This window comes from Lentzea sp. NPDC037011, assembly GCF_055607425.1.
Window position 1 is genome coordinate 386935 of sequence record NZ_JBVJRT010000004.1, and the last position, 19633, is coordinate 406567.

The 19633-nt window shown below is 73.0% G+C and carries 11 protein-coding genes; 4 read left to right on the forward strand and 7 right to left on the reverse strand.

Annotated features, from left to right (window positions below):
* Window positions 1-18 precede the first annotated feature (18 nt).
* Complete coding sequence (locus tag ACZ7CH_RS13805; RefSeq protein ID WP_470369166.1) at window positions 19-2580, reverse strand: penicillin acylase family protein; 2562 nt, start codon at window positions 2578-2580, stop codon at window positions 19-21.
* A 97-nt stretch (window positions 2581-2677) separates the two neighbouring features.
* Here ACZ7CH_RS13805 and ACZ7CH_RS13810 point away from each other — a divergent pair, with 97 nt between their 5' ends.
* Window positions 2678-3910 carry an MFS transporter gene (locus ACZ7CH_RS13810; RefSeq protein ID WP_470374018.1) on the forward strand — a complete coding sequence of 411 codons (1233 nt, stop codon included), beginning with the start codon at window positions 2678-2680 and terminating at the stop codon, window positions 3908-3910.
* 42 nt (window positions 3911-3952) lie between these two features.
* Here ACZ7CH_RS13810 and ACZ7CH_RS13815 read toward each other — a convergent pair whose 3' ends face one another.
* Genes ACZ7CH_RS13815 through ACZ7CH_RS13840 form a run of 6 tightly spaced genes read right to left on the reverse strand, consistent with a single transcriptional unit; the run spans window position 3953 to window position 14160 of the window.
* A complete protein-coding gene (locus ACZ7CH_RS13815) occupies window positions 3953-5287 on the reverse strand; it encodes a M20/M25/M40 family metallo-hydrolase (RefSeq protein ID WP_470374019.1) in 1335 nt (444 codons plus the stop codon).
* A gap of 20 nt (window positions 5288-5307) precedes the next feature.
* Window positions 5308-7110: an adenylyl-sulfate kinase gene (gene cysC / locus ACZ7CH_RS13820; protein WP_470374020.1), complete on the reverse strand. Its 1803-nt coding sequence runs from the start codon at window positions 7108-7110 to the stop codon at window positions 5308-5310.
* Entirely contained in the window at window positions 7110-8018 is a 909-nt protein-coding gene (gene cysD / locus ACZ7CH_RS13825) for a sulfate adenylyltransferase subunit CysD (RefSeq protein ID WP_470374021.1), read from the reverse strand. Before cysD ends, cysC begins: the two co-directional genes overlap by 1 nt.
* Entirely contained in the window at window positions 8018-8224 is a 207-nt protein-coding gene (locus ACZ7CH_RS13830) for an MbtH family protein (RefSeq protein ID WP_360383660.1), read from the reverse strand. Before ACZ7CH_RS13830 ends, cysD begins: the two co-directional genes overlap by 1 nt.
* The gene (locus ACZ7CH_RS13835) at window positions 8217-13310 is read right to left on the reverse strand and encodes an LLM class flavin-dependent oxidoreductase (protein WP_470374022.1); all 5094 of its coding nucleotides are present in this window, start codon (window positions 13308-13310) and stop codon (window positions 8217-8219) included. The genes ACZ7CH_RS13830 and ACZ7CH_RS13835 overlap by 8 nt, the downstream gene beginning before the upstream one ends.
* Complete coding sequence (locus ACZ7CH_RS13840) at window positions 13294-14160, reverse strand: GNAT family N-acetyltransferase (RefSeq protein WP_470374023.1); 867 nt, start codon at window positions 14158-14160, stop codon at window positions 13294-13296. Before ACZ7CH_RS13840 ends, ACZ7CH_RS13835 begins: the two co-directional genes overlap by 17 nt.
* 143 nt (window positions 14161-14303) lie before the next feature.
* Here ACZ7CH_RS13840 and ACZ7CH_RS13845 point away from each other — a divergent pair, with 143 nt between their 5' ends.
* Genes ACZ7CH_RS13845 through ACZ7CH_RS13855 form a run of 3 tightly spaced genes read left to right on the forward strand, consistent with a single transcriptional unit; the run spans window position 14304 to window position 19626 of the window.
* Complete coding sequence (locus tag ACZ7CH_RS13845) at window positions 14304-17582, forward strand: non-ribosomal peptide synthetase (protein WP_470374024.1); 3279 nt, start codon at window positions 14304-14306, stop codon at window positions 17580-17582.
* Complete coding sequence (locus ACZ7CH_RS13850) at window positions 17579-18691, forward strand: acyl-CoA dehydrogenase family protein (RefSeq protein ID WP_458432373.1); 1113 nt, start codon at window positions 17579-17581, stop codon at window positions 18689-18691. The genes ACZ7CH_RS13845 and ACZ7CH_RS13850 overlap by 4 nt, the downstream gene beginning before the upstream one ends.
* Window positions 18691-19626, forward strand: a complete 936-nt coding sequence (locus ACZ7CH_RS13855; protein ID WP_458432374.1) for an acyl-CoA dehydrogenase family protein — start codon at window positions 18691-18693, stop codon at window positions 19624-19626. Before ACZ7CH_RS13850 ends, ACZ7CH_RS13855 begins: the two co-directional genes overlap by 1 nt.
* The last annotated feature ends 7 nt before the right edge of the window (window positions 19627-19633 follow it).

Consider the following 19633-nt stretch of genomic DNA (forward strand, 5'->3'; position numbering starts at 1 on the left):
AACACTGTCCCACAGGGCTCAGGCCGGCTTCAGGGTGAGGTGCTGCCGTGCCGCCGCCGTCACGGCGTCGCGGCTGAACGGCCACGCGGTGGTCTCCCCGCGCTGCCACAGCGGCAGCTGGTCGTCGTAGTGGTCGTCGAACGCGTGGCCGGAGGCGCCGGTGAGGTTGACCCACCGGGAGGCGTCCAGGTCGGCCCAGTCCACGACCATCCGCATGGACGGCACCCAGTTCACCTGGTAGGTCTTCTTCGCGTTCCAGCCGGTCGCGTTCACCGTGGCGGGTCCGCCCGCGACACCGCCCGGTTCGCGGTTGAGCAGCCACTGGACCGGCGCGGGGCCGGTGCCCAGCGTCTGGTTGCGCACCGTCAGCTGGTGCAGGTCGCCCCACCTCCACGCGGCCGGGTCGGCGCCGAGCCGGTCGCGCAGCTCGGCGTTCGCGTCGTCCATGGCCGCGCGCAGCACGGCGTCCCGGCCGGTGAGGGCGCGCTTGGCGTTGTGCCAGAAGTCGTCGTCGGGGCGGTTCAGCAGGTCGCGGACGACCTCGAACCACTGGCCGCCGCCGTCCACGTCGACCTTGGGCGCGCCGTTGGTGAGCTTGTCCACGAACATCAGCTGCAGCAGGTTGCGCCAGACGGCGTTGAAGTAGGCGGCCGCGGCGGAGTCGGCGGGCTGGGTGAAGTCCCAGCCGCGCAACAGGTCCCGCGCCTTCGCCGTGTCACCCTCGACGGGCACCCGCAACAGGTGCGGGGTCAGGTTCGCGGCATTGGCGTTGCGGGTGTCGAGCTGGATCCGCTGCATCGCGGCCGCGTCCAGCTTGCCGCCCTGCTTGATCAGGTCGGTGATCCGCTGGCTGCGGTTGCCGTCACCCCAGTCCTTGGTGATCAGGTGCGGGTAGGACGGGTCGGTCACGGCGTTGTTGGCGTTCACGAAGTACCCGCCCGCGGGGTCGAGCGCGCTGGGCAGCTGCTCGAACGGCAGGTACCCGGCCCACTCGGTCGCGCTGGTCCAGCCGGGCACCGGGAACCGCCCGTCGCCCTGCTTGCGGACCGGGATGAGACCGGGCACCTGGTAGCCGATGTGGCCCGCACGGTCGGCGTAGAGCATGTTCTGCGCCGGTGCCGCGAACAGCGACGCGGCCTCGCGGAACGAGGTCCAGTCGCGGGCGAGCGCCAGCTGGAACACCGCGTCCAGGGTCCTGGCCGGTTGCAGCGCGGTCCATTTGATCGCGACGGCGTGCTCACCGGCCTCGACGCCGGGCACCCTGCCCTGCGCGCCGGCGTTCTTCAGCCGGTCCACCACGTCGGACAGCAACGGGCCGTGGCCGGTGGACCGGACCGTGATCGTCCGTGGTTGGGCGCCCGCGACCTTGATGACCTCCTGCCTGGTCTCCAGGGGCTTCTGCACGCCGTCGTACTCGTAGGTCGAGCCGGTGACGCGTTCCAGGTACAGGTCCGTGACCGCGGGGTCGAGGTTCGTCAGCCCCCACGAGACGTCCCGGTTGTGGCCGATGACCACACCGGGCATGCCGGAGAACGTGAAGCCGCTGACGTCGAACGGGCACTCCTGACCGACCGAACGGCAGTGCAGGCCCATCTGGTACCAGATGCTCGGCATCGCCGGTCCGAGGTGGGGATCGTTGGCCAGCAGCGGTTTGCCGGACTTGGTGAGCTTGCCCGACACCACCCAGGCGTTGGACCCGATGCCCTGGCCGCGCGGCCCGAGGACGCCGTCGAGCGAGCTCGCGGCGTCGGCCGCGTTGTCCAGCGCCGCCGTGAAGGCCGCCTTCTCGGCACGTCCGGCGCCCTGCGGCACGGTCGCGTCGGAGGCGGCGGGCACGCTGGGTTCCCAACGGCTGTAGTCGTACTCGGGGAACAGCCGCGCCACGGTGTCCGCCGGCAGGCTCGCGGACAGCATCGCGCGCCTGGTCTGATAGGTGACCGTGCCGCTGAGGTCCCAGGCCATGGCCTTGAGCCAGGCCACCGAGTCCACCGGGGTCCACTGCTCCGGCACGTACCCCGGCGTGATCACCCCGAGGACCGCGTACTCCACGCTCAGCTCGGACCCGGAGTGCTCGGCGAGGTAGGCGTTCACGCCGTCGGCGTAGGCCTGCAGGTGCTCGCGCGTGCTCGCCGAGAGCATGCCGTACTCCTGCTCGGCGACCCGGCGCCAGCCCATCGTCCGCACGGTCGCGTCCACGGTCACCTGGTCGGCGCCGAACAGCTCGGAGAGCCGCCCCGCGGTGATGTGGCGGCGGACGTCCATCTCCCAGAACCGGTCCTGCGCGTGCGTGTAGCCCTGCGCGAGGAACAGGTCGTGGGGGTTGTCCGCGTAGACCTGCGGCACGCCGTACTGGTCGCGCAGCACCTCGACCGGTGCGCGCAGACCGGGCACGGCCAGCTCGCCGTCCGTCGTCGGGAACGAGTTCCGCACGGTCCAGGTGACGAAGAGGCCCGCCGCGGACGCCACCACGACCAGGACCACCACGAGGCACCAGGCGGTGATCCGCAGCCGTCGCAGCCACGTCGATCTCGGTCGCGCCGGCGGGACGGTCTCGGCCGCGGTGTCCGGGGTGCTCGCCACATCTACCACCCGTGGAGCATCGCCGCGCCCGCGTGCGGGGCAAAGTGAGGGGTTCTCCTGACTTAACCGGTGTCCGCGCGGGTGGAAGGCTCGCGGCGTGGCTACCGACACCGCCGTGCGCACCGGACCCGGCCGCGACTTCCGGCGGTTCTGGGCCGGTGACGTGGTCTCCCAGTTCGGTTCCCGGATCACCGAGTTCGTGCTGCCGCTGCTCGTCGTGACCACCCTGGACGGATCGGGCACGCAGGTCGGCCTGTTGCAGGGCCTGTACCTGTGCCCGTTCTTCCTGCTGCCGCTGCTCGCTGGCGTCTGGCTGGAGCGGCGCGCGAAGCGGCCGGTCATGATCGCCGCGGACCTCGTCCGGTTCGTGGTCGTGCTGTCCGTGCCGGTGCTGGCCCTGCTCGGCCTGCTGACGCTGCCGCTGCTGTACGTGATCGCGGTGGTCGGCGGCACGATGACGGTGCTCTACGACATCGCGGCGACCAGCTACCTGCCCCTGCTCGTGCAGGGCGGTGCGCTCGCGTCGGCCAACAGCAGGGTCCTGGCAGGCCAAGCCGCCGGTGCGACCGGCGGACCCGGTCTCGCGGGCTGGCTCAGCGCCCTGTTCGGCCCGGCAGCGACCCTCGTGTTCGACGCGTTGTCGTACCTGACCTCGGCGAACGCGTTGCTGCTGATCCGCCACCGCGAGCAGGTCCCGCCGCCGTCCCCGCGCAACCTCCGGCGTGAGGTGACCGAAGGGCTCCGCGCGGTGCTGCACAACCCGCCGGTCCGGGCGTTCGCCGTCCACGCCGGGATCTACAACGCCGCCACCGCGATGACGACCGTGGCGTTCCTGATCTACTTCGTGCGCGAGCTCGGGCACAGCTCCGCCGCGTACGGGCTGATCATGCTGTGCGGCGGGCTCGGCGGCATCTGCGGCGCGCTGACCACGCCCGCGTTGATCAGGCGGCTCGGCTACGGGCGTTCGATGCTGGTCGTGCTCGTGTTCTCCACGTCGTCGTACTTCCTGCTGCCGCTGGCCGACGGTGGCCGTCTGGACTCGGTGCTGTGCGGCCTGGCCTACTTCCTCGGCTCGGCCGGTGCCGCGGGCGGGACCGTGGTCGCGTTGACCGTGCGGCAGAAGACCACGCCGCCCGAGCTGCTCGCGCGGATGAACGCCAGCTACCGGCTGTTCGCGTTCGGCATGCTGTCGCTGGGTTCGGTGGTCGCGGGTTTCCTGGTCGACGGGGTTGGCGCGCGCACCACTCTGGTCATCGCGCCGATCCTGCTGCTGTTGTCCGCCATCCCCGCGGCCAGCCGCCCGATCCGCACGATCCGCCACCTGGACTGACGTGGGGGCGGCCCGGCACGCCGGGCCGCCCCCACGTCACGGTCAGCGGTAGGAGCGCAGCAGCTCGGTGAGGCAGGTCGTGCCGAACTCCAGTGCGTCCATGGGAACGCGTTCGTCGACCGTGTGCAGCAGGCCGCGGTAGTCGGTGCCCGCCGGGAGCCGCAACGGGAGCCAGCCGTAGCAGCGGATGCCGAGCTGGGCGAACAGGCGGGCGTCGGTCGAGGCCGGCGAGACCATGGGCAACGGCACGGCGTCCGGGTCGGCCTTGGCGAGGATCTCGGCCATCGTGTCGTAGAAGCCGCCGAACTCGGGTTGCCGGATCCGTTCCGGCCGGACCATCGAGCCCTCCAGCAGCAGCTCGTGCTCGAAGTCCTCGCCGGCGAGCTCGCGCAGCTCACCGACGAAGTCCTCGACGGTGAAGTTGCCGGGCAGGATCCGGCCGTCCAGGTCGACGGTGATCTCGCTGGGCACGACGTTGATCTTCTCGGTCGTGCGGACGATCGTGGGGTTCGCGGTGTGCCGCAGCACCGAGTCCAGCCGCAGCGCCTCCCGCAACGGCAGGCCCTCCGGGCGGGGGTCGCCGGTCTGGTCCGCGCGGTACCGGGCCACCTGCTCCGACAGCGGTGACGGCAGCGCGCCCGCGAGCACCTCCAGCATGCGGTCCGCGGCCGAGGTCTGGTGCCGCGGCATCCGGGTCCCGGTCAGCGTGGCGAGCAGCCGGCCCAGGCGTGCCATCGGCGAGTCCGGCGGTGCCAGCCGGGAACCGTGGCCGCCCGGACCGCGCAACGTCAGGCGCAGCCAGCAGGCCCGCTTCTCGGCCACCACGATCGGGTGGAACCGGTGGCCGGGGAGGTCGATGCCGGCACCGCCCTCCTCGCCGATCGCGTACTCCACGCCGTCGAACAGCTCCGGGTGCTCGTTGACGAGGTAGCGGGCGCCGACCGCGCTGCCCGCCTCCTCGTCGGCCACCACGGCCAGCAGGACGTCACCGGCGGGGCGCTCGCCCGCGGCCGCCAGGCGGGACAGGGCGGACAGCATCATCGCCAGGCCGCCCTTCATGTCGATCGCGCCCCGGCCCCAAACGTGCCCGTCGACGATCCGCGCCTCGAACGGCGGGTGCGTCCACTGCTGGCCGTCCACCGGCACGACGTCGGAGTGCGCGTGCAGCAGCAACGGCGGTGCCTCGCCGCGGCCGGGGAACCGCGCGACGAGGTTCAGCCGCTCCGGGTCCGGGCCGAGCACCTTCAGGTCCACGTCCACGCCGGCGAGCAGCCGCCGCAGGTGGTCGACGACGGCGGTCTCCCTGCCGGGCGGGTTGGTGGTGTCGATCCTGATCAGGTCCCGCAGCAGCGGCACCGGTTCGTCGGCGAACGACATGGGAGGTCCGTCCTTCTTCGTCAGGTGAGCAGGGCGACCACGCGTGCGGCCAGTTCCTGGACGTCGCCGTCGTCGGGCCGCAGCACCAGCTCGGGGTGCTCCGGCGGTTCGTACGGGTCGTCCACGCCGGTGAACCCCGTGATCTCGCCACGGCGAGCGCGCGCGTACATGCCCTTGGGGTCGCGGGACTCGCACACCTCGACGGGGGTGTCGACGTGCACCTCCCGGAACGCCAGCCCGGTGTCGGCGTGCCGGGACCGCACCTGGTCGCGGTCGGCTCGGTACGGGCTGATCAGCGCGACGATCGCGACCACGCCCGCGTCGGCGAACAACCGGGCGACCTCGCCGACCCGGCGGACGTTCTCCGCGCGGTCCTGCGCGCTGAAGCCCAGGTCCGAGTTCAGGCCGTGGCGCAGGTTGTCGCCGTCGAGCAGGTAGGCGGGCCGGCCGGCCGCGACCAGCAGGCGTTCGACCTCCGCGGCGATCGTGGACTTGCCCGCGGCCGACAGACCGGTCAGCCACACCGTGCACCCCGGCGTCGTTCGGGCCACGTCGGTGCGGTGCCAGACGACGGTGGGTGCGGCGGGCCGCAGGACCATGCCGGCACCGACGGTGTCGTTGGTGGCCTCGTCGACGAGCACGAAGCTGCCGGTCGCCCGGTTGCGCCGGTACACGTCGTAGGCCAGCGGGGCGTGCGTGTGCAGCGTGACGCGGCCGATCTCGTTGAGCGACAACGACTCCGCGGACTCGTCGCGGTGCAGGGTGGTGATGTCGAGCCGGTAGCGCAGGGCCTGCACCGTGGCGCGGACCTCCTGCGTGGTGTGCTGGACGAGCAGCCGCGAACCGGGTGAGAGCGCGGACCGGTCGCCGAGCCAGCAGACCATGGCCTCGACGTCCCTGCCGACCTCGGGCCGGTTGCCGGGCTTGCAGATCATGTCGCCGCGCCGCACGTCCACGTCGTCGGCCAGCCGCACGGTGACCGCCTGGGGCGCGAACGCATACGGCAGCGCTCCTCCGCCGGGCCGGTGGATGGCCGAGATCGTCGAGGTCACGCCGGAGGGCAGCACGACGACCTCGTCGCCCTCGCGGAACGTGCCGCCGCCGACGGTGCCCGCGTACCCGCGGAAGTCGCCGTGGCGCACCACGTACTGCACGGGCAACCGGGCGTCGACGAGGTTGCGGTCGGACGCGATGTGCACGTTCTCCAGGTGGTGCAGCAGCGGGGTGCCCTCGTACCAGGGCATCTGCGTGCTCCGCTGCACCACGTTGTCGCCGTGCAGCGCCGAGACCGGGATGAACGTGACGTCCGCGACGTCGAGCCGGGACGCGAACTGCTCGAACTCCGCGCGGATCTCGGCGAACCGGCCGGCGGAGAAGTCCACCAGGTCCATCTTGTTCACGCACACGACCAGGTGCGGGATGCCCAGCAGGCTCGCGACGAACGCGTGCCTGCGGGACTGGTCCAGCAGCCCCTTGCGGGCGTCCACCAGGACCAGCGCGAGGTCCGCCGTGGACGCGCCCGTGACCATGTTGCGGGTGTACTGCAGGTGACCCGGGGTGTCGGCGATGATGAACCGGCGCCGGGGCGTGGCGAAGTGCCGGTAGGCGACGTCGATGGTGATGCCCTGCTCGCGTTCGGCGCGCAGGCCGTCGGTGAGCAGCGCCAGGTCCATCGCCGTGCCGCGGGCCTCGCTGGCGCGCTCGATCGACGCCAGCTGGTCGGTGAAGATCGCCTTCACGTCGTAGAGCAGCCGCCCGATGAGGGTCGACTTGCCGTCGTCCACGCTGCCTGCCGTGGCCAGGCGCAACAGCTGGGGGTCCATCAGAAGTACCCCTCCCGTTTGCGATCCTCCATGCCGGCTTCGGAGATCCGGTCGTCGGCGCGGGTCGCGCCGCGTTCGGTCACGCGGGTGACCTCGGTCTCCGCGACCACCGCGGCCGGTGTGTCCGCTGTGGACTCCACGCAGCCGGTGCAGGTGGCGTCGCCGACCGTGCGGAACCGGACCGTGGCCTCGTGCGGCCGCTCCCCCGCCTCCAGCCGCAGGAACCGGGTGTGCGCCAGCAGCATCCCGTCGCGTTCGACCACCTCGCGGCGGTGGGAGTAGTACAGCGACGGCAGGTCGATGCCCTCGCGGGCGATGTAGGACCAGATGTCGAGCTCGGTCCAGTTCGACAGCGGGAACACCCGCAGGTGCTCGCCCCTGCGGTGGCGGGCGTTGTAGAGGTTCCACAGCTCGGGCCGCTGGTTGCGGGGGTCCCACTGGCCGTGGTCGTCGCGCAGGCTGAAGACGCGTTCCTTGGCGCGGGCCTTCTCCTCGTCACGGCGGGCACCGCCGAACAACGCGCCGAACCGGTGTTCGGCGGTGGTCCGCAGCAGGGTCGTGGTCTGCAGGCGGTTGCGCCCGCCGGAGCCCTCCACCACCCGGCCCGCGTCGATGTCGTCCTGCACGCGGCCCACCACCAGCCGCACGCCGGTCCGGCGCACCACCTCGTCGCGGAACTCGACCACCTCGTCGAAGTTGTGCCCGGTGTCGATGTGGACCAGGGGGAACGGTGGCGGCGCCGGCCAGAACGCCTTGACCGCCACGTGCAGCATCACCATGGAGTCCTTGCCGCCGGAGAACAGCAGCGCAGGCCGCTCGACGGTCGCGACCACCTCGCGCAGCACGTGCACCGCCTCGGCCTCGACCGCGTCCAGGTGCGACAGCACGTAGTCCTCCGCGACGGCCACTACACCCCCATCGCGCGGCGCAGGCTCAGCGGCCGCATGTCCGTCCAGACGGTCTCGACGTGCGCGAGGCACTCGCTCTTGGTGCCGGTGACGCCGACCTCGCGCCACCCGGACGGCACCTCGCGGTACGTCGGCCAGATCGAGTACTGCTCCTCGTGGTTGACCACCACGGTGAAGCGGGTGCCGTCCTCGTCCTCGTCACGCATGTCCATCCTCCATCTCGGTTTCCCGCTGGTCAGCCAGCGACCGCAGGACCGCCGCCAGCTCGGCGGCGTGGGCGGTCTGCATCATGCTGAAGTGGTCGCCCCGCACGGCCGTGGTCCGGACCTCGCCGTCCACAACGGACTCCCAGCCCGCCGCGGTGGTGCCGGAGCCGTGCGGCACCAGGAGGTCCACGACGCCGCGGTGGCGTTCCGGTCGCCACACCGACACGGCCGTGGTCAGGTCGGTGAACGTCCTCGCCCTGGCCAGCATCTCGGCGCGCTGCCCGTCCGGCAGCAACCCGGCCTCCGCCAGGGCGTCCAACGCCTTGGCGTACTGGGCATCGGGTTCGAGTGCGCTGAGCTCGGCGACGTCCAGGGTCACCTCGGCGCCCGAGGCCGCCGCCACGCTGCGGACGAACCCGTCGACCGCGAACGGCAGCGGGACGGCGACACCGGTGTCCGCGGGGGCGACCGTGTCGAGCAGGGCCAGCAGTCCGACGTCGCCGAGCTCGGCCGCCACGGCCACCGCGAGGCTGCCGCCCAGTGACCAGCCGACGAGGTGGTACGGGCCCTCCGGCCACCGCTGCCGGATCGCCGACGCGTAGCCGCGGGCCAGCTCCGCCACGTCGGGCGAGGCGCCCTCGGGCAGCTCGATCGCGTAGCACGGCCGGTCGCCCAGGTGCTTGCTCACCGGCACGTACGGCAGGGACGACCCGGTGCTCGCGTGCAGGCAGATCAACGGCCTGCGGGTGCCGGACTCGTTCAGGGGCACGATCGCGCCACCGTCCTCGGCGGTGCCCGCGGCGACGCCGGCGAGCTCGCGGACGGTCTGGTGCTGGAACAGCTGGCGCGCGGTGATCGGCACGCCTCGCCGGTTCGCCTTGTCCACCACCAGCACCACGGAGATCGAGTTGCCGCCGAGGTCGAAGAAGCCCGTCAGGACACCGACCGGTCCCCCGCCGAGCACCTCCTGCCAGATCTCGGCGAGCACCCGCTCCGTCGCGGTGGCGGGCGGCTCGTAGGTCACGTCCGGTCCGGCCGCGCCGGGGTCGGGCAGCCGCTTGCGGTCGACCTTTCCGTTGGGCGTCAGGGGGAACGCGTCGAGCCAGGTGAACCGGGCCGGGACCATGTGCTCGGGCAGCAGGTCCCTCAGGTGGCGCCGCACCTGGGCGTCCGTCGGCCGCGTGCCGTTCTCGGGCACCAGGTAGGCCGCGAGGTACTGGCGTCCTGCCTCGCCCCTGGCGGCGACGGCGGCCGAGCGGACCGCGGGGTGGTCGAGCAGCGCGGCCTCGACCTCGCCGAGCTCCAGCCGGTGGCCGCGGATCTTGACCTGGTCGTCGGCCCGGCCGAGGAACTCCAGCTTGCCGTCGGCACGGCGGCGGGCCAGGTCACCCGTGCGGTAGAGGCGCCGGCCGCCCCCGGCGAAGGGGTCGGGGACGAACCGCTCCGCGGTGAGACCGGGCCTGCGGTGGTACCCGGCCGTGACGCCGTCGCCGCCGAGGAACAGCTCCCCCGCCACGCCGATGGGCTGCGGCTGCAACCGGTGGTCCAGCACGTAGGCGGCCTCGTTCGCCAGCGGCGTCCCGATGGTCACCTCGTCCACGACGCGGTCCGCGGTCGACCACACCGTCGTCTCCGTCGGGCCGTACATGTTGTGCAGCTCGGCGGGGGTGATCTCGCGCAGCCTGCGGGCCAGGTCGGCGGTCAGCGCCTCACCGCCGACGAACAGCACCTTCAGCGACGCCAGGGCCTCGGCCGCGTCCTGCGCACCGGCGAGCAGCCCCGCCAGCGTCGGCGTGCACTGCAGGTGGGTCACGTCGTGCGCGCGGATCAGCGAGGCGAGGCTGTCGTCGCGCCGGGCACCGGTGAAGGCGCGGCGGACGGTGTCGACGTGCGGCAGGGCCGCGAGGACGTCGTCGGTCGCGATGCCGAAGTCGACCAGGCACGCGATCTCGTCGACGCCCAGCTCCGCGAGCCGCTCGGCGAACCGCACGCACTCCTCCGGGGTGCCGAACAGGCCACCGGACTCCATGTACCGGTCGGCGGCGTGTTCGAGCAACGCCAGCCGGTCGTCCTCGCTGAGCGTGTCGAACTCCAGGCCCATCTGCTTGGCCAGGCCGCGCAGCAGGTCCAGCGAGGTGCTCAGGTACCGGGTGAACGGGCCGCGGGCCACGTCCAGCGCGCGGTCTCGGTCCGGGTCGATGAACGTGTGCAGCATCAGCGCCACGTGCCCGCCGTCGGTGCCGTGGCGTTCCCGCCAGGCTTCGCGGTAGACGGCGATCTTCCCGGCGAGCGCGTCGAGGTCCTGGCCGAGCATGTGGGTGAGCAGGCCGAGTCCGGCGTGCCCCGCCGCGCGGAACGTCTCCGGGCTGCCCGCGGCGCTCAGCCACATCGGCAGCTCGGCCTGCACGGGCGCGGGCCGGATGCGGACGTCGACCTCGGCACCCTCGCCGGCGGGCATGCGCACGCTCTCCCCGCGCCACAGCGACCGCACGGTCTCGACGCCGTCGAGCATGATCTTCTTGCGTTCGCCGTAGTTCTCCGGCGCGAACACGAAGTCGTTGCGGTGCCAGCCGGACGCCACCGAGATGCCCACGCGGCCGTCGGACAGGTTGTCGACGACGGACCACTCCTCGGCCACCCGCACCGGGTTGTGCAGCGGCAGCACCACGCTGCCCGCGCGGATCGAGATCCGGTCGGTCGCCACGGCCAGCGCCGCCGCCATGACCGACGGCGCCGGGTAGAGCCCGCCGAAGGCGTGGAAGTGCCGTTCGGGCGTCCAGACCGAGCTGAACCCGTTGCGGTCCGCGTACTTCGCGCCTTCCAGCAGCAGCCGGTAGCGCTCGCTGCCGGGCGTGCTGGAGTCGTCGCTCGCGAAGTAGAACAGGCCGAAGTCGAGTTTGCGCGTGGGCCGCGCGGTGCGCCCGCCCAGCATGGTGTCGGTGTTCGCCTCGGCGACCACGACGGTGTAGCCCCTGGCCAGCGTCCACAGCAGCTCGACCACGGAGATGTCGAACGAGATGCTGCTGACCGCGAGCCACACGCCCGGATCGCGGGTGCCCAGCCGCCGGTCCAGCTCCCCGTACAGGGTCATGACCTCGCGGTGGTCGACCATCACGCCCTTGGGCTGACCGGTCGAGCCCGAGGTGTAACAGACGTACGCCAGCATCTCCGGCGCCACCGCGGTCTCCGGCGCCGTGTCGGGTTCGCCGCTGACCTCGGCCACGTCGACCAGCGGGACGCCGTGCTCCGACATCGCGGTCTTGCTCTGCTCGTCGACGAGGACGGCGACCGGGGCCGCGTCCTGGAGGACGAACCCGAGCCGGGTGGCCGGGTACCTCGGGTCCAGCGGCACGTACGCCGCACCGGCCTTGAGCACGCCGAGCAGCGCGGCGGTGGTGTCGACCGACCGGCCCACGGCGACCCCGACCAGGCTGCCCGGTCCGGCGCCGGCGGCGAGCAGCCGGTGCGCGACCTGGTTCGCCCGGCACCGCAGCTGCGCGTAGGTCAGCGAGTCCTCCCCGCTCACCACGGCGGTCGCGTCCGGGGTGCGCTCGGCCTGGGCGTCGAAGGCCTCGTGCACGGTGCCCGCGGGGACGGGTGCGCTCGTGTCGTTCCAGTGCACGGTCAGCCGGACGCGTTCCGACAGCGGCAGGAGCTCCAGCTCGGACAGCCGGGCGTCCGGGCGGGAGACCGCGGACTCCAGGAGCTGGCGGGTGTGCTGCAGGAACCGGTCCATCCGGTCGCGGTCGAACAGCTCGGTGGCGTACTCCAGGCCCAGCTCGACGCCGCCCGCGGACCGCTCGGCGACGCTGAGGGTGAGGTCGAAGCGCGCGGTGCCGGTGTGCAGGGCGACGCCCTCGACCTCGACGTCGCCCATCCGCACGGACTTGAGGTGCTCGTCGACCTGCAGCAACGCCACCTGGAACAGCGGGTTGGCGCCCGCGTCGCGGTCCGGCCGCAGCTCGTTGACCAGCTGGTCGAACGGCATGTCCTGGTGCGGGTGCGCGGAGTAGACGGTCTCCTGGGCGCGCGCCAGCAGCTCGCGGAAGTTCGGGTCGCCCGCGGTGGACACCCGCAGCACCACCGTGTTCGCGAAGTAGCCGATCAGCCGCTCCAGCTCCGGCCTCGTGCGACCGGAGAACGCGGTTCCGGCGACGATGTCGTGCTGGCCGGTGTACCGGGAGGACACCGCCGCCAGCGCGGCGAGCATCAGCGGCAGCACCCTGGTCGGTTCGGGGCCGCCCAGGGCCTGCAGCTCGCGGTGCAGCCGTGCGGGCAGGACGTGGTGGACGGTGTCGCCCGCCCAGGTCGGGGCCGCCGGTCGCGGCCGGTCGGCCGGGAACCGCAGGGTGTCCAGGTCCGCCAGGGCCGTGCGCCAGTACTCCAGCGACGCGGCACGCCGCGCGGTGGCCTCCGGGCCGTGCTGCCAGGCGGCGAAGTCGGCGTACTGGATCGGCAGCTCCGCCAGCACGGCGGCCCGGCCCGCGCGGGCGGCGCTGTAGAGCTCGATCAGCTCCCTGGTGAGGATCTCGGTGGACCACGCGTCGGTGGCGATGTGGTGCAGGGCGAGGACGAGCAGGTGGTCGTCGGCCGCCAGCCGCACGAGGTCGGCACGCAGCAGCGGGTCGCGCTCCAGGTCGAACCGGCGGCGCCCGGCCGCGGCCAGCAGGTCGGCCGCCCGGCGTTCGCGGTCCTCGAACTCCCGCAGGTCCGTCGCGGTGAACAGGCCGGTTCCGGGTGGGCCGACGAGCTGGCGCGGGCCGTCGGGCGTGTTGACGTACCGGGTGCGCAGGCTCTCGTGCCGGGCGACCAGCTCGGCGACCGCGTTCCGCAGCAGCGGCACGTCGAGCTCGCCGCGCAGGCGCATGGCCAGCGGCGTGTTGTAGATCGGCTTCCCGTCCGCCCACTGGTGCAGGAACCACAGCCGCTGCTGCGCGAACGACAGCGGCAGCGGCGCGTCCCGTCCGACGGCGGGAATCCGGTCGGCCTCGCGGGCGGCGGCGCGCTGGGCGCGGAGCTCGGCCACGAGTGCGGCGCGCTGCTGGGCCGTGAGGTTTCCCAGCCGCTCTTCAGTGCTCTCGTGCATCGCGCTCCTCACAGCTCGGCCGCCCTGCCCAGGCAGACTGTCCTGCGGGCGGACACCCCGGCCAGTCCGGGGATTCCCCTACCCGCCACCAGGCCAGGAACTCCGGCCGGTCCAGCCTGGGCTGGGCGAACGAGCCGATCACCGCGGCGGGCTCCGACCAGCTCCGCCGCACCGGCGCGACGTCGGCGAGCGGGGCCCAGTCAGCGCCCCGCAGCACCCCCAGGTGACGGTTCCTGTCCACCTCGGCGGAGATCCCGTCGGGCGCCGGCGCCGTGACGCACACCGTGCCGCCGGCCACCGACCACCAGGACCGGATGGTTCCGGGCGTGTGGTCGGGTTCCGGGTAGTCCTGCGCCCTCACCGGTTCGCCGAGCAGCAGCTCCATGTGCACTTCGGACAACGGCTTGTCGTCTGCGGGGAAGTGGTGGACCGTCCGGTAGCCCGCGCGGGCGTAGAACGCCGGGTTGCCGCGTTCGACCACGGCGTCGAGCACCACTCGCGCCGCCCCCTCGGCGCGCGCACCGGCTTCGAGCGCCCGCAGCAGCCGCCTGCCCACGCCGAGCCCGCGGGCTTCGGGTGACACGGCGAGCCGGCGCACGCACCAGTCCCGGCTGTGCGCCCGCACCGCGCCGACGACCCGGCCACCGGCCGTCGCGGTCCACAGGTGGTACCCGGCGGCCAGGTCGGCGCGCACGTCGTCCGCCGTCTCCCGGGCGCCGTCCGCGACCGGCAGGCCTGGCACCAGGTCCCCCGCCCGGTAGGCGGCCCTGGTCACGGCGGCGACCTCGGCGGCCAGCTCGTCGGCCGGTCGCAGGGCCTCCGCGACGGTCAGAGTGTCTGATGTGGACACACAGCACCTCCCCGCCGCAGAGTGGCACGCCGGGACCGTGCCGGACCTGTAGGGGTATTGCCGGACTCGTCCGGCTCCCGCGGTCTGGACAGGGTGGAGGCTCGCCCACGGGCAGCCGAGGACGCGCAGTCGAGGAGCCGAGCATGCCGAACCCGCCATCCCGACCGGCCGCGAGTGGACTCGCCGAAGCGCGCAAGGCGGTACTGGCGCTGCGCACCCGGCAGCACACCGCGAGCCACGGCGGCGGCACCCGGATCGAACCCGCCGCGCGGGACCGGCGGCTGCCGTTGTCGTTCGCCCAGCAACGGTTGTGGTTCCTCGACCAGTGGTCGCAGGGCCAGCCGGTCTACAACGCGCCGATGGTGCTGCGGCTCAAGGCCGACCTCGACGTGGACGCGTTGCAACGCGCGCTCACCGAGGTCCTCACGAGGCACGAGGTCCTGCGCACGCGCTACCCGAGCGAGAACGGCGTGCCGTACCAGCAGGTCGAGCCCGCACCGGACCGGGTTCCGCTGCCGGTCACCGACATCGCCGCCGGGGACGTGGACGCGTTCGTCGGCGACCTCGTGCGGGAGCCGTTCGACCTGGGCACCGGCCCGGTGTTCCGGCCGGCGCTGGGCCGGGTGAGCGCCACGGAGTACGTCCTGGTGCTCGCCATGCACCACATCGCCACCGACGGCTGGTCCGTCGAGATCATGCTGCGCGAGCTGATCACGAGCTACCAGCGCGCGATCGGCGCGCCCGTCGACGCCGTGCCGCTGGCCGTGCAGTTCGCCGACTACGCGGTGTGGCAACGGGACTGGCTGGCCGGCGAGGCACCGCAGGACCAGCTGCGGTACTGGCGGGAGCAGCTGCGCGACCTGCCGACGCTCGACCTGCCGACGGACCGGCCGCGGCCGGCGCACCGCACGCAGGCGGGGTCGATCGAAGAGGTCATGCTGCCGGGCCCGCTCGCGGAGAAGCTGTCCGCGTTCGCCATCGCCGAACGGGCCACCGTGCTGACCGTCGCACTGGCCGCGTTCAACGTCGTGATGGCGCGCTACAGCGGCCAGGACGACATCGTGGTGGGGTCGATCTTCTCCGGTCGCACCCGGCCCGAGATCGAGCCGCTGATCGGGTTCTTCGCCAACACCCTGGTGCTGCGCACCTCCACCGCGGGCAACCCGACGTTCCGGGAGCTGGTGGCGCGCACGGGCCAGACCGTGATCGACGCGCACCTCAACCAGGACCTGCCGTTCGGTCGGCTGGTCGACGAGCTGAGCCCCGAGCGCGACCCGAGCCGCAACCCGCTGTTCCAGGTGTCGTTCACCCTGCAGCACGCGTCGGTGGAGTCCGCGACCGTCGGCGACCTGACCGCCGAGGTGTACTCGCCCGACATCGGGACCGCCCGCTTCGACCTCGCGTTCCAGGTCACCCAGGTGGCCGGGAGCGGGCTGCGGCTGTGGGCGGAGTACTCCACGGAGCTGTTCGACGCCGACCGGATCCGGCGGCTGTTCGCGCACTACCGGCGCGTGCTCGAACTCGTGCTCGACGCCCCCGAGACGCCACTGGGCCGGGTGCGGCTGCTCACCGACGACGAGTACGACTCGGTGGTGGTCGAGGCCAACCGGACGGAGCGGTCGTACGGCCCGCAGGAGCGCTGCCTGCACCACCTGTTCGAGTCCGTTGTGGACAGGGCGCCGGACGCGGTCGCCAGCCGGTTCGCGGGCGCGTCGCTGACCTACCGGGAGCTCGACGAGCGGGCCAACCAACTGGCCCGGCACCTGTCCTCGCTCGGGGTGGGGCCGGAGTCGGTGGTCGGCGTCCTGCTGGAGCGCGGGCCCGCGCTGCCGACGGCGTTCCTGGGTGTGCTGAAGGCGGGCGGCGCGTACCTGCCGCTGGACCCCGACCACCCCGTGGCCCGGCGGGAGCTGGTGCTCGGCGACGCGGGCGCGGCCGTGGTCGTGACGACCACCGACCTGGCCGGGGGCGTGCCCGAGGGCGTGCGGGCGGTGTGCCTGGACGACCCGGCGGTCGCGGCGCAGGACACCGCGCGGCCCAACCTCCCCGTGCACCAGGACAACCTGGCGTACGTGATCTTCACCTCCGGCTCGACCGGGCGGCCGAAGGGCGTGCAGGTCTCCCACCGGTCGATCGCGGGCTTCACCCCGGCGGTGATCGAGCTGTTCGGACTGGAGGTCGGCGACCGCGTGCTCCAGTTCGCCAACCCGGCGTTCGACGTGAGCCTCTTCGACTTCTTCGGCGCGCTGTGCAGCGGCGCGACCCTCGTGCAGGCACCCCGCGCGGACCTGCTGGACCCGGTGCGGCTGACCGAGCTGATGCGGTCCGAGCGGGTCACCGTCACCGACCTGCCACCGGCGGTGCTGCGGCTGCTCGACCCGGCGGCCCTGCCGGACCTGCGGGCGTTGTTCGTCGGCCTGGAGTCGTTCCCCGGTGAGCTGGTCAACGCCTGGAACACCGGGAACCGGATGTTCCACAACGGCTACGGCCCCACCGAGGCGACGGTGGCGTGCGTCGACTACCTCTGCCCGCACGAGCACCACGACGCGATGCCGCCGATCGGCGTGCCGATGGCCAACTACCAGGCCTATGTCGTCGACCGGTTCGGCGAGCCGGTGCCGGTGGGCGTGCCGGGTGAGCTGCTGATCGGCGGGGTGGGCGTGGCGCGCGGGTACGCGGGGCGGCCGGACCTGACCGCGGAGAAGTTCGTGCCGGACCCGTTCGGCGCACCCGGCGGCCGGCTGTACCGCACGGGCGACCTGGTGCGCCGGCGCGCGGACGGCAACCTGGAGTTCGTCGGTCGGATCGACAACCAGGTCAAGATCCGCGGCCTGCGGGTGGAGCCCGCCGAGATCGAGCACGCCGTGATGGCGTTGCGCCAGGTCGAGGACGCGGCCGTGGTGGTGTCCGGCAGTGGCGGTGACGCCCAGCTCGTGGCGTACGTCGCGCCCGCGGCCGGTGCGACCGTGGACACGGCGGTGCTGCGGTCCGAGCTGAGCGAGTCGCTGCCGGTCTACCTGGTGCCGTCGACCTTCGTCGTGCTGCCGTCGCTGCCCCGTGCGGCGAGCGGCAAGCTCGACCGCGCCCAGCTGCCCAGGCCGGGCGCGGCGCACGTGCCGGAGACCTCCCCGCCCACGACGGCGACCGAGGTGGCGCTCGCCGAGATCTGGCAGGAGCTGCTCGGTACCGAGTCGATCTCGGTGCAGGACAACTTCTTCGCCATCGGCGGCACGTCGTTGAAGATCACCCAGGTGGCCACCAGGGTCCAGGAGCGCTTCGGGGTCCGGCTGGAGCTGCGGGACCTCTTCCTGCACGCCACCCTCGGCGGGCTCGCGGCGCTCGTGGAGGAACGGGAGCTGGCGGACGTCTCCCCCGACGAGCTGGCCGCGTTGCTGGACGCCGTCGACGGGCGGTCGTCGTGAACTTCCGCGAGGAGATCCGCGCGTTCTTCGCCTCCCGGCGCGTTCAGGACGAGGTCGCCGCGATCCGCGCCCTGCCACCGGAGGCGGAGACCGGGCGGCTCGCCGTCTACTCGTGGCTGGGTGAACGCGGCTGGCTCGCCCCGCACTGGCCGGAGCGCTACGGCGGCCTCGGCCTCGGTGTGGCGGAGGCGGCGGCGCTCACCGAGGAGATGCTGTACGCGGGCGTGCCGGACGACCTGCACACGTTGAGCATCGGCATCGTGGGCACGTTCCTGCTGCACAGCGGGACGGAGGCGCAGAAGCAGGAGCACCTGCCCGCGCTGGCGCGCGGTGACCGGATGGCCACCGTGCTGTTCACCGAACCGTCGTGCGGCTCCGACCTGGCCGCCCTGCGCACCGAGGCACGCCCCGACGGCGCCGGCTGGCGCCTGCACGGCACGAAGATCTACAACCAGAAGTCGCAGTTCGCCGAGATGGCCCTGTGCGCGGCCCGCACCAGGGACAGCGGTGTCGGCATGGACGGCATCACGCTGTTCCTCGTGCCCCTCGACTCCGCGGGCGTGCACGTGTCCACCGTCGCGTCGATGGGCAACGACCGGTTCACCCAGGTCGTCATCGACGGGCTGCTGCTCACCGAGGACGCCGTCGTCGGCTCGGTGCACGACGGCTGGACGTTGATGAACTCGTTGCTGCTGCTGGAACGCACTGGCATCGACTTCCACGCCAAGGCGCGGGTCCTGCTGGACACCGTCCTCGACCGCGCCCGCGCCACCGGCCGCCTGTCCCCGGAGCTGGCCGAGCTGGACGCACGGCTGGCCGCGGCGCACGCGCTGGCGTGGCAGCAGGTGCACAACCTCGCGGCGGACCGGCCGTCACCGGGCGGGTCGGCCATGGCCAAGTGGTACGCCTCCGAGCACTTCCGGCCGATCCTGCGGGCCGCGGCGGAGGTCGACGGCCTGGACTCCGTGCTCACCTCGTGGGACGGCGGCGCACCCGCGCACGGGAGCGTCGAGTCGGCCTACCGGACCGGGCCGAGCCTGCGCCTGGCCTCCGGCACCTCCGAAGTCATGCTGTACCTCATCGCGACCGGGGAACTGGGACTGCTGTGATGCTGACCGACCTGTTCGACGACGACACCACCCCGCTGCTGCGCAGGCTGGGCGAACGGCCGCGGGGCGGCGGTGCGCCGCAGGACGAGGAGACGCGCCGGCAGGTGCTGGCCGCGCTCGCGGACTCCGAGCAGTCCCCGGCGGAGGTGCTGCGGGCCGCCGAGCTGATGGGCGCCGCGCTGTACCAGAGCCCGTTCCTGGACACCGTCGCGGCCGCGGAGCTGTTCCCGCTCTCCCCCGGCCGCACCGTCGCGCTGGCGTTGCGGGAGAACGGCACCGACAACCCCGCCACGCCCGCGCCGTTCGTGCTGCGGGACGGCAAGGTCACGGCCGTGCGGCGGTTCGTGGCGTTCGCGTCCGATGTGGACGACCTGCTCGTCGTCGGTGGCACCACGGCCGCGCTGGTTCCCGTCGAGCAGCCCGGTGTGCGGACCCGCCGGCAGGACGACGTCGGCCGTGGCGACCTGCACACCGTCGAGCTCCAGGACGCGGTGGCGCAGGTGCGGGACGTGACGGCCGACTACCCGGCGGTGCTGGCCAGGGCCCGGCTGCGGCACGCCGCGTACCTGGTCGGCGCGGCGCAGGCGGCGATCCGGCTGACCGCGGACCACCTGCGGGAGCGCAAGGTCTTCGGTCAGCCGCTGGCCAAGTCCACGGCCCTGGCGTACCGCTTGGCGGCGCTGCACGCGGAAGCCGAGGCCGTCCGTGCGCTGGTCGGCACGGAGCCGAGCCCGCGGACGGGAGCGCAGGCGGTGCTGCTGGCCGGCGCGGTCGCCCGGCAGAGCGCGGAGGAGGCGGTGCACCTGCACGGCGCGCGCGGCATGACCGAGCACAGCGACGCGCAGCTGTTCTACCGGCGCGCGGCGGTCGACGCCCAGTGGTATGGGACGGCAACCGCCCTCCGCGCCGAACTGCTCGCGGCGCTGAGCGCCTGACCTGCTC

Coding starts and splice junctions, on each gene's coding strand:
- ACZ7CH_RS13830 (WP_360383660.1), bottom strand. CDS start 8,224: ATGCGTGACGAGGACGAGGACGGCACCCGCTTCACCGTGGTGGTCAAC.
- ACZ7CH_RS13855 (WP_458432374.1), top strand. CDS start 18,691: ATGCTGACCGACCTGTTCGACGACGACACCACCCCGCTGCTGCGCAGG.
- cysC (WP_470374020.1), bottom strand. CDS start 7,110: ATGGACCCCCAGCTGTTGCGCCTGGCCACGGCAGGCAGCGTGGACGAC.
- ACZ7CH_RS13845 (WP_470374024.1), top strand. CDS start 14,304: ATGCCGAACCCGCCATCCCGACCGGCCGCGAGTGGACTCGCCGAAGCG.
- ACZ7CH_RS13815 (WP_470374019.1), bottom strand. CDS start 5,287: ATGTCGTTCGCCGACGAACCGGTGCCGCTGCTGCGGGACCTGATCAGG.
- ACZ7CH_RS13835 (WP_470374022.1), bottom strand. CDS start 13,310: ATGCACGAGAGCACTGAAGAGCGGCTGGGAAACCTCACGGCCCAGCAG.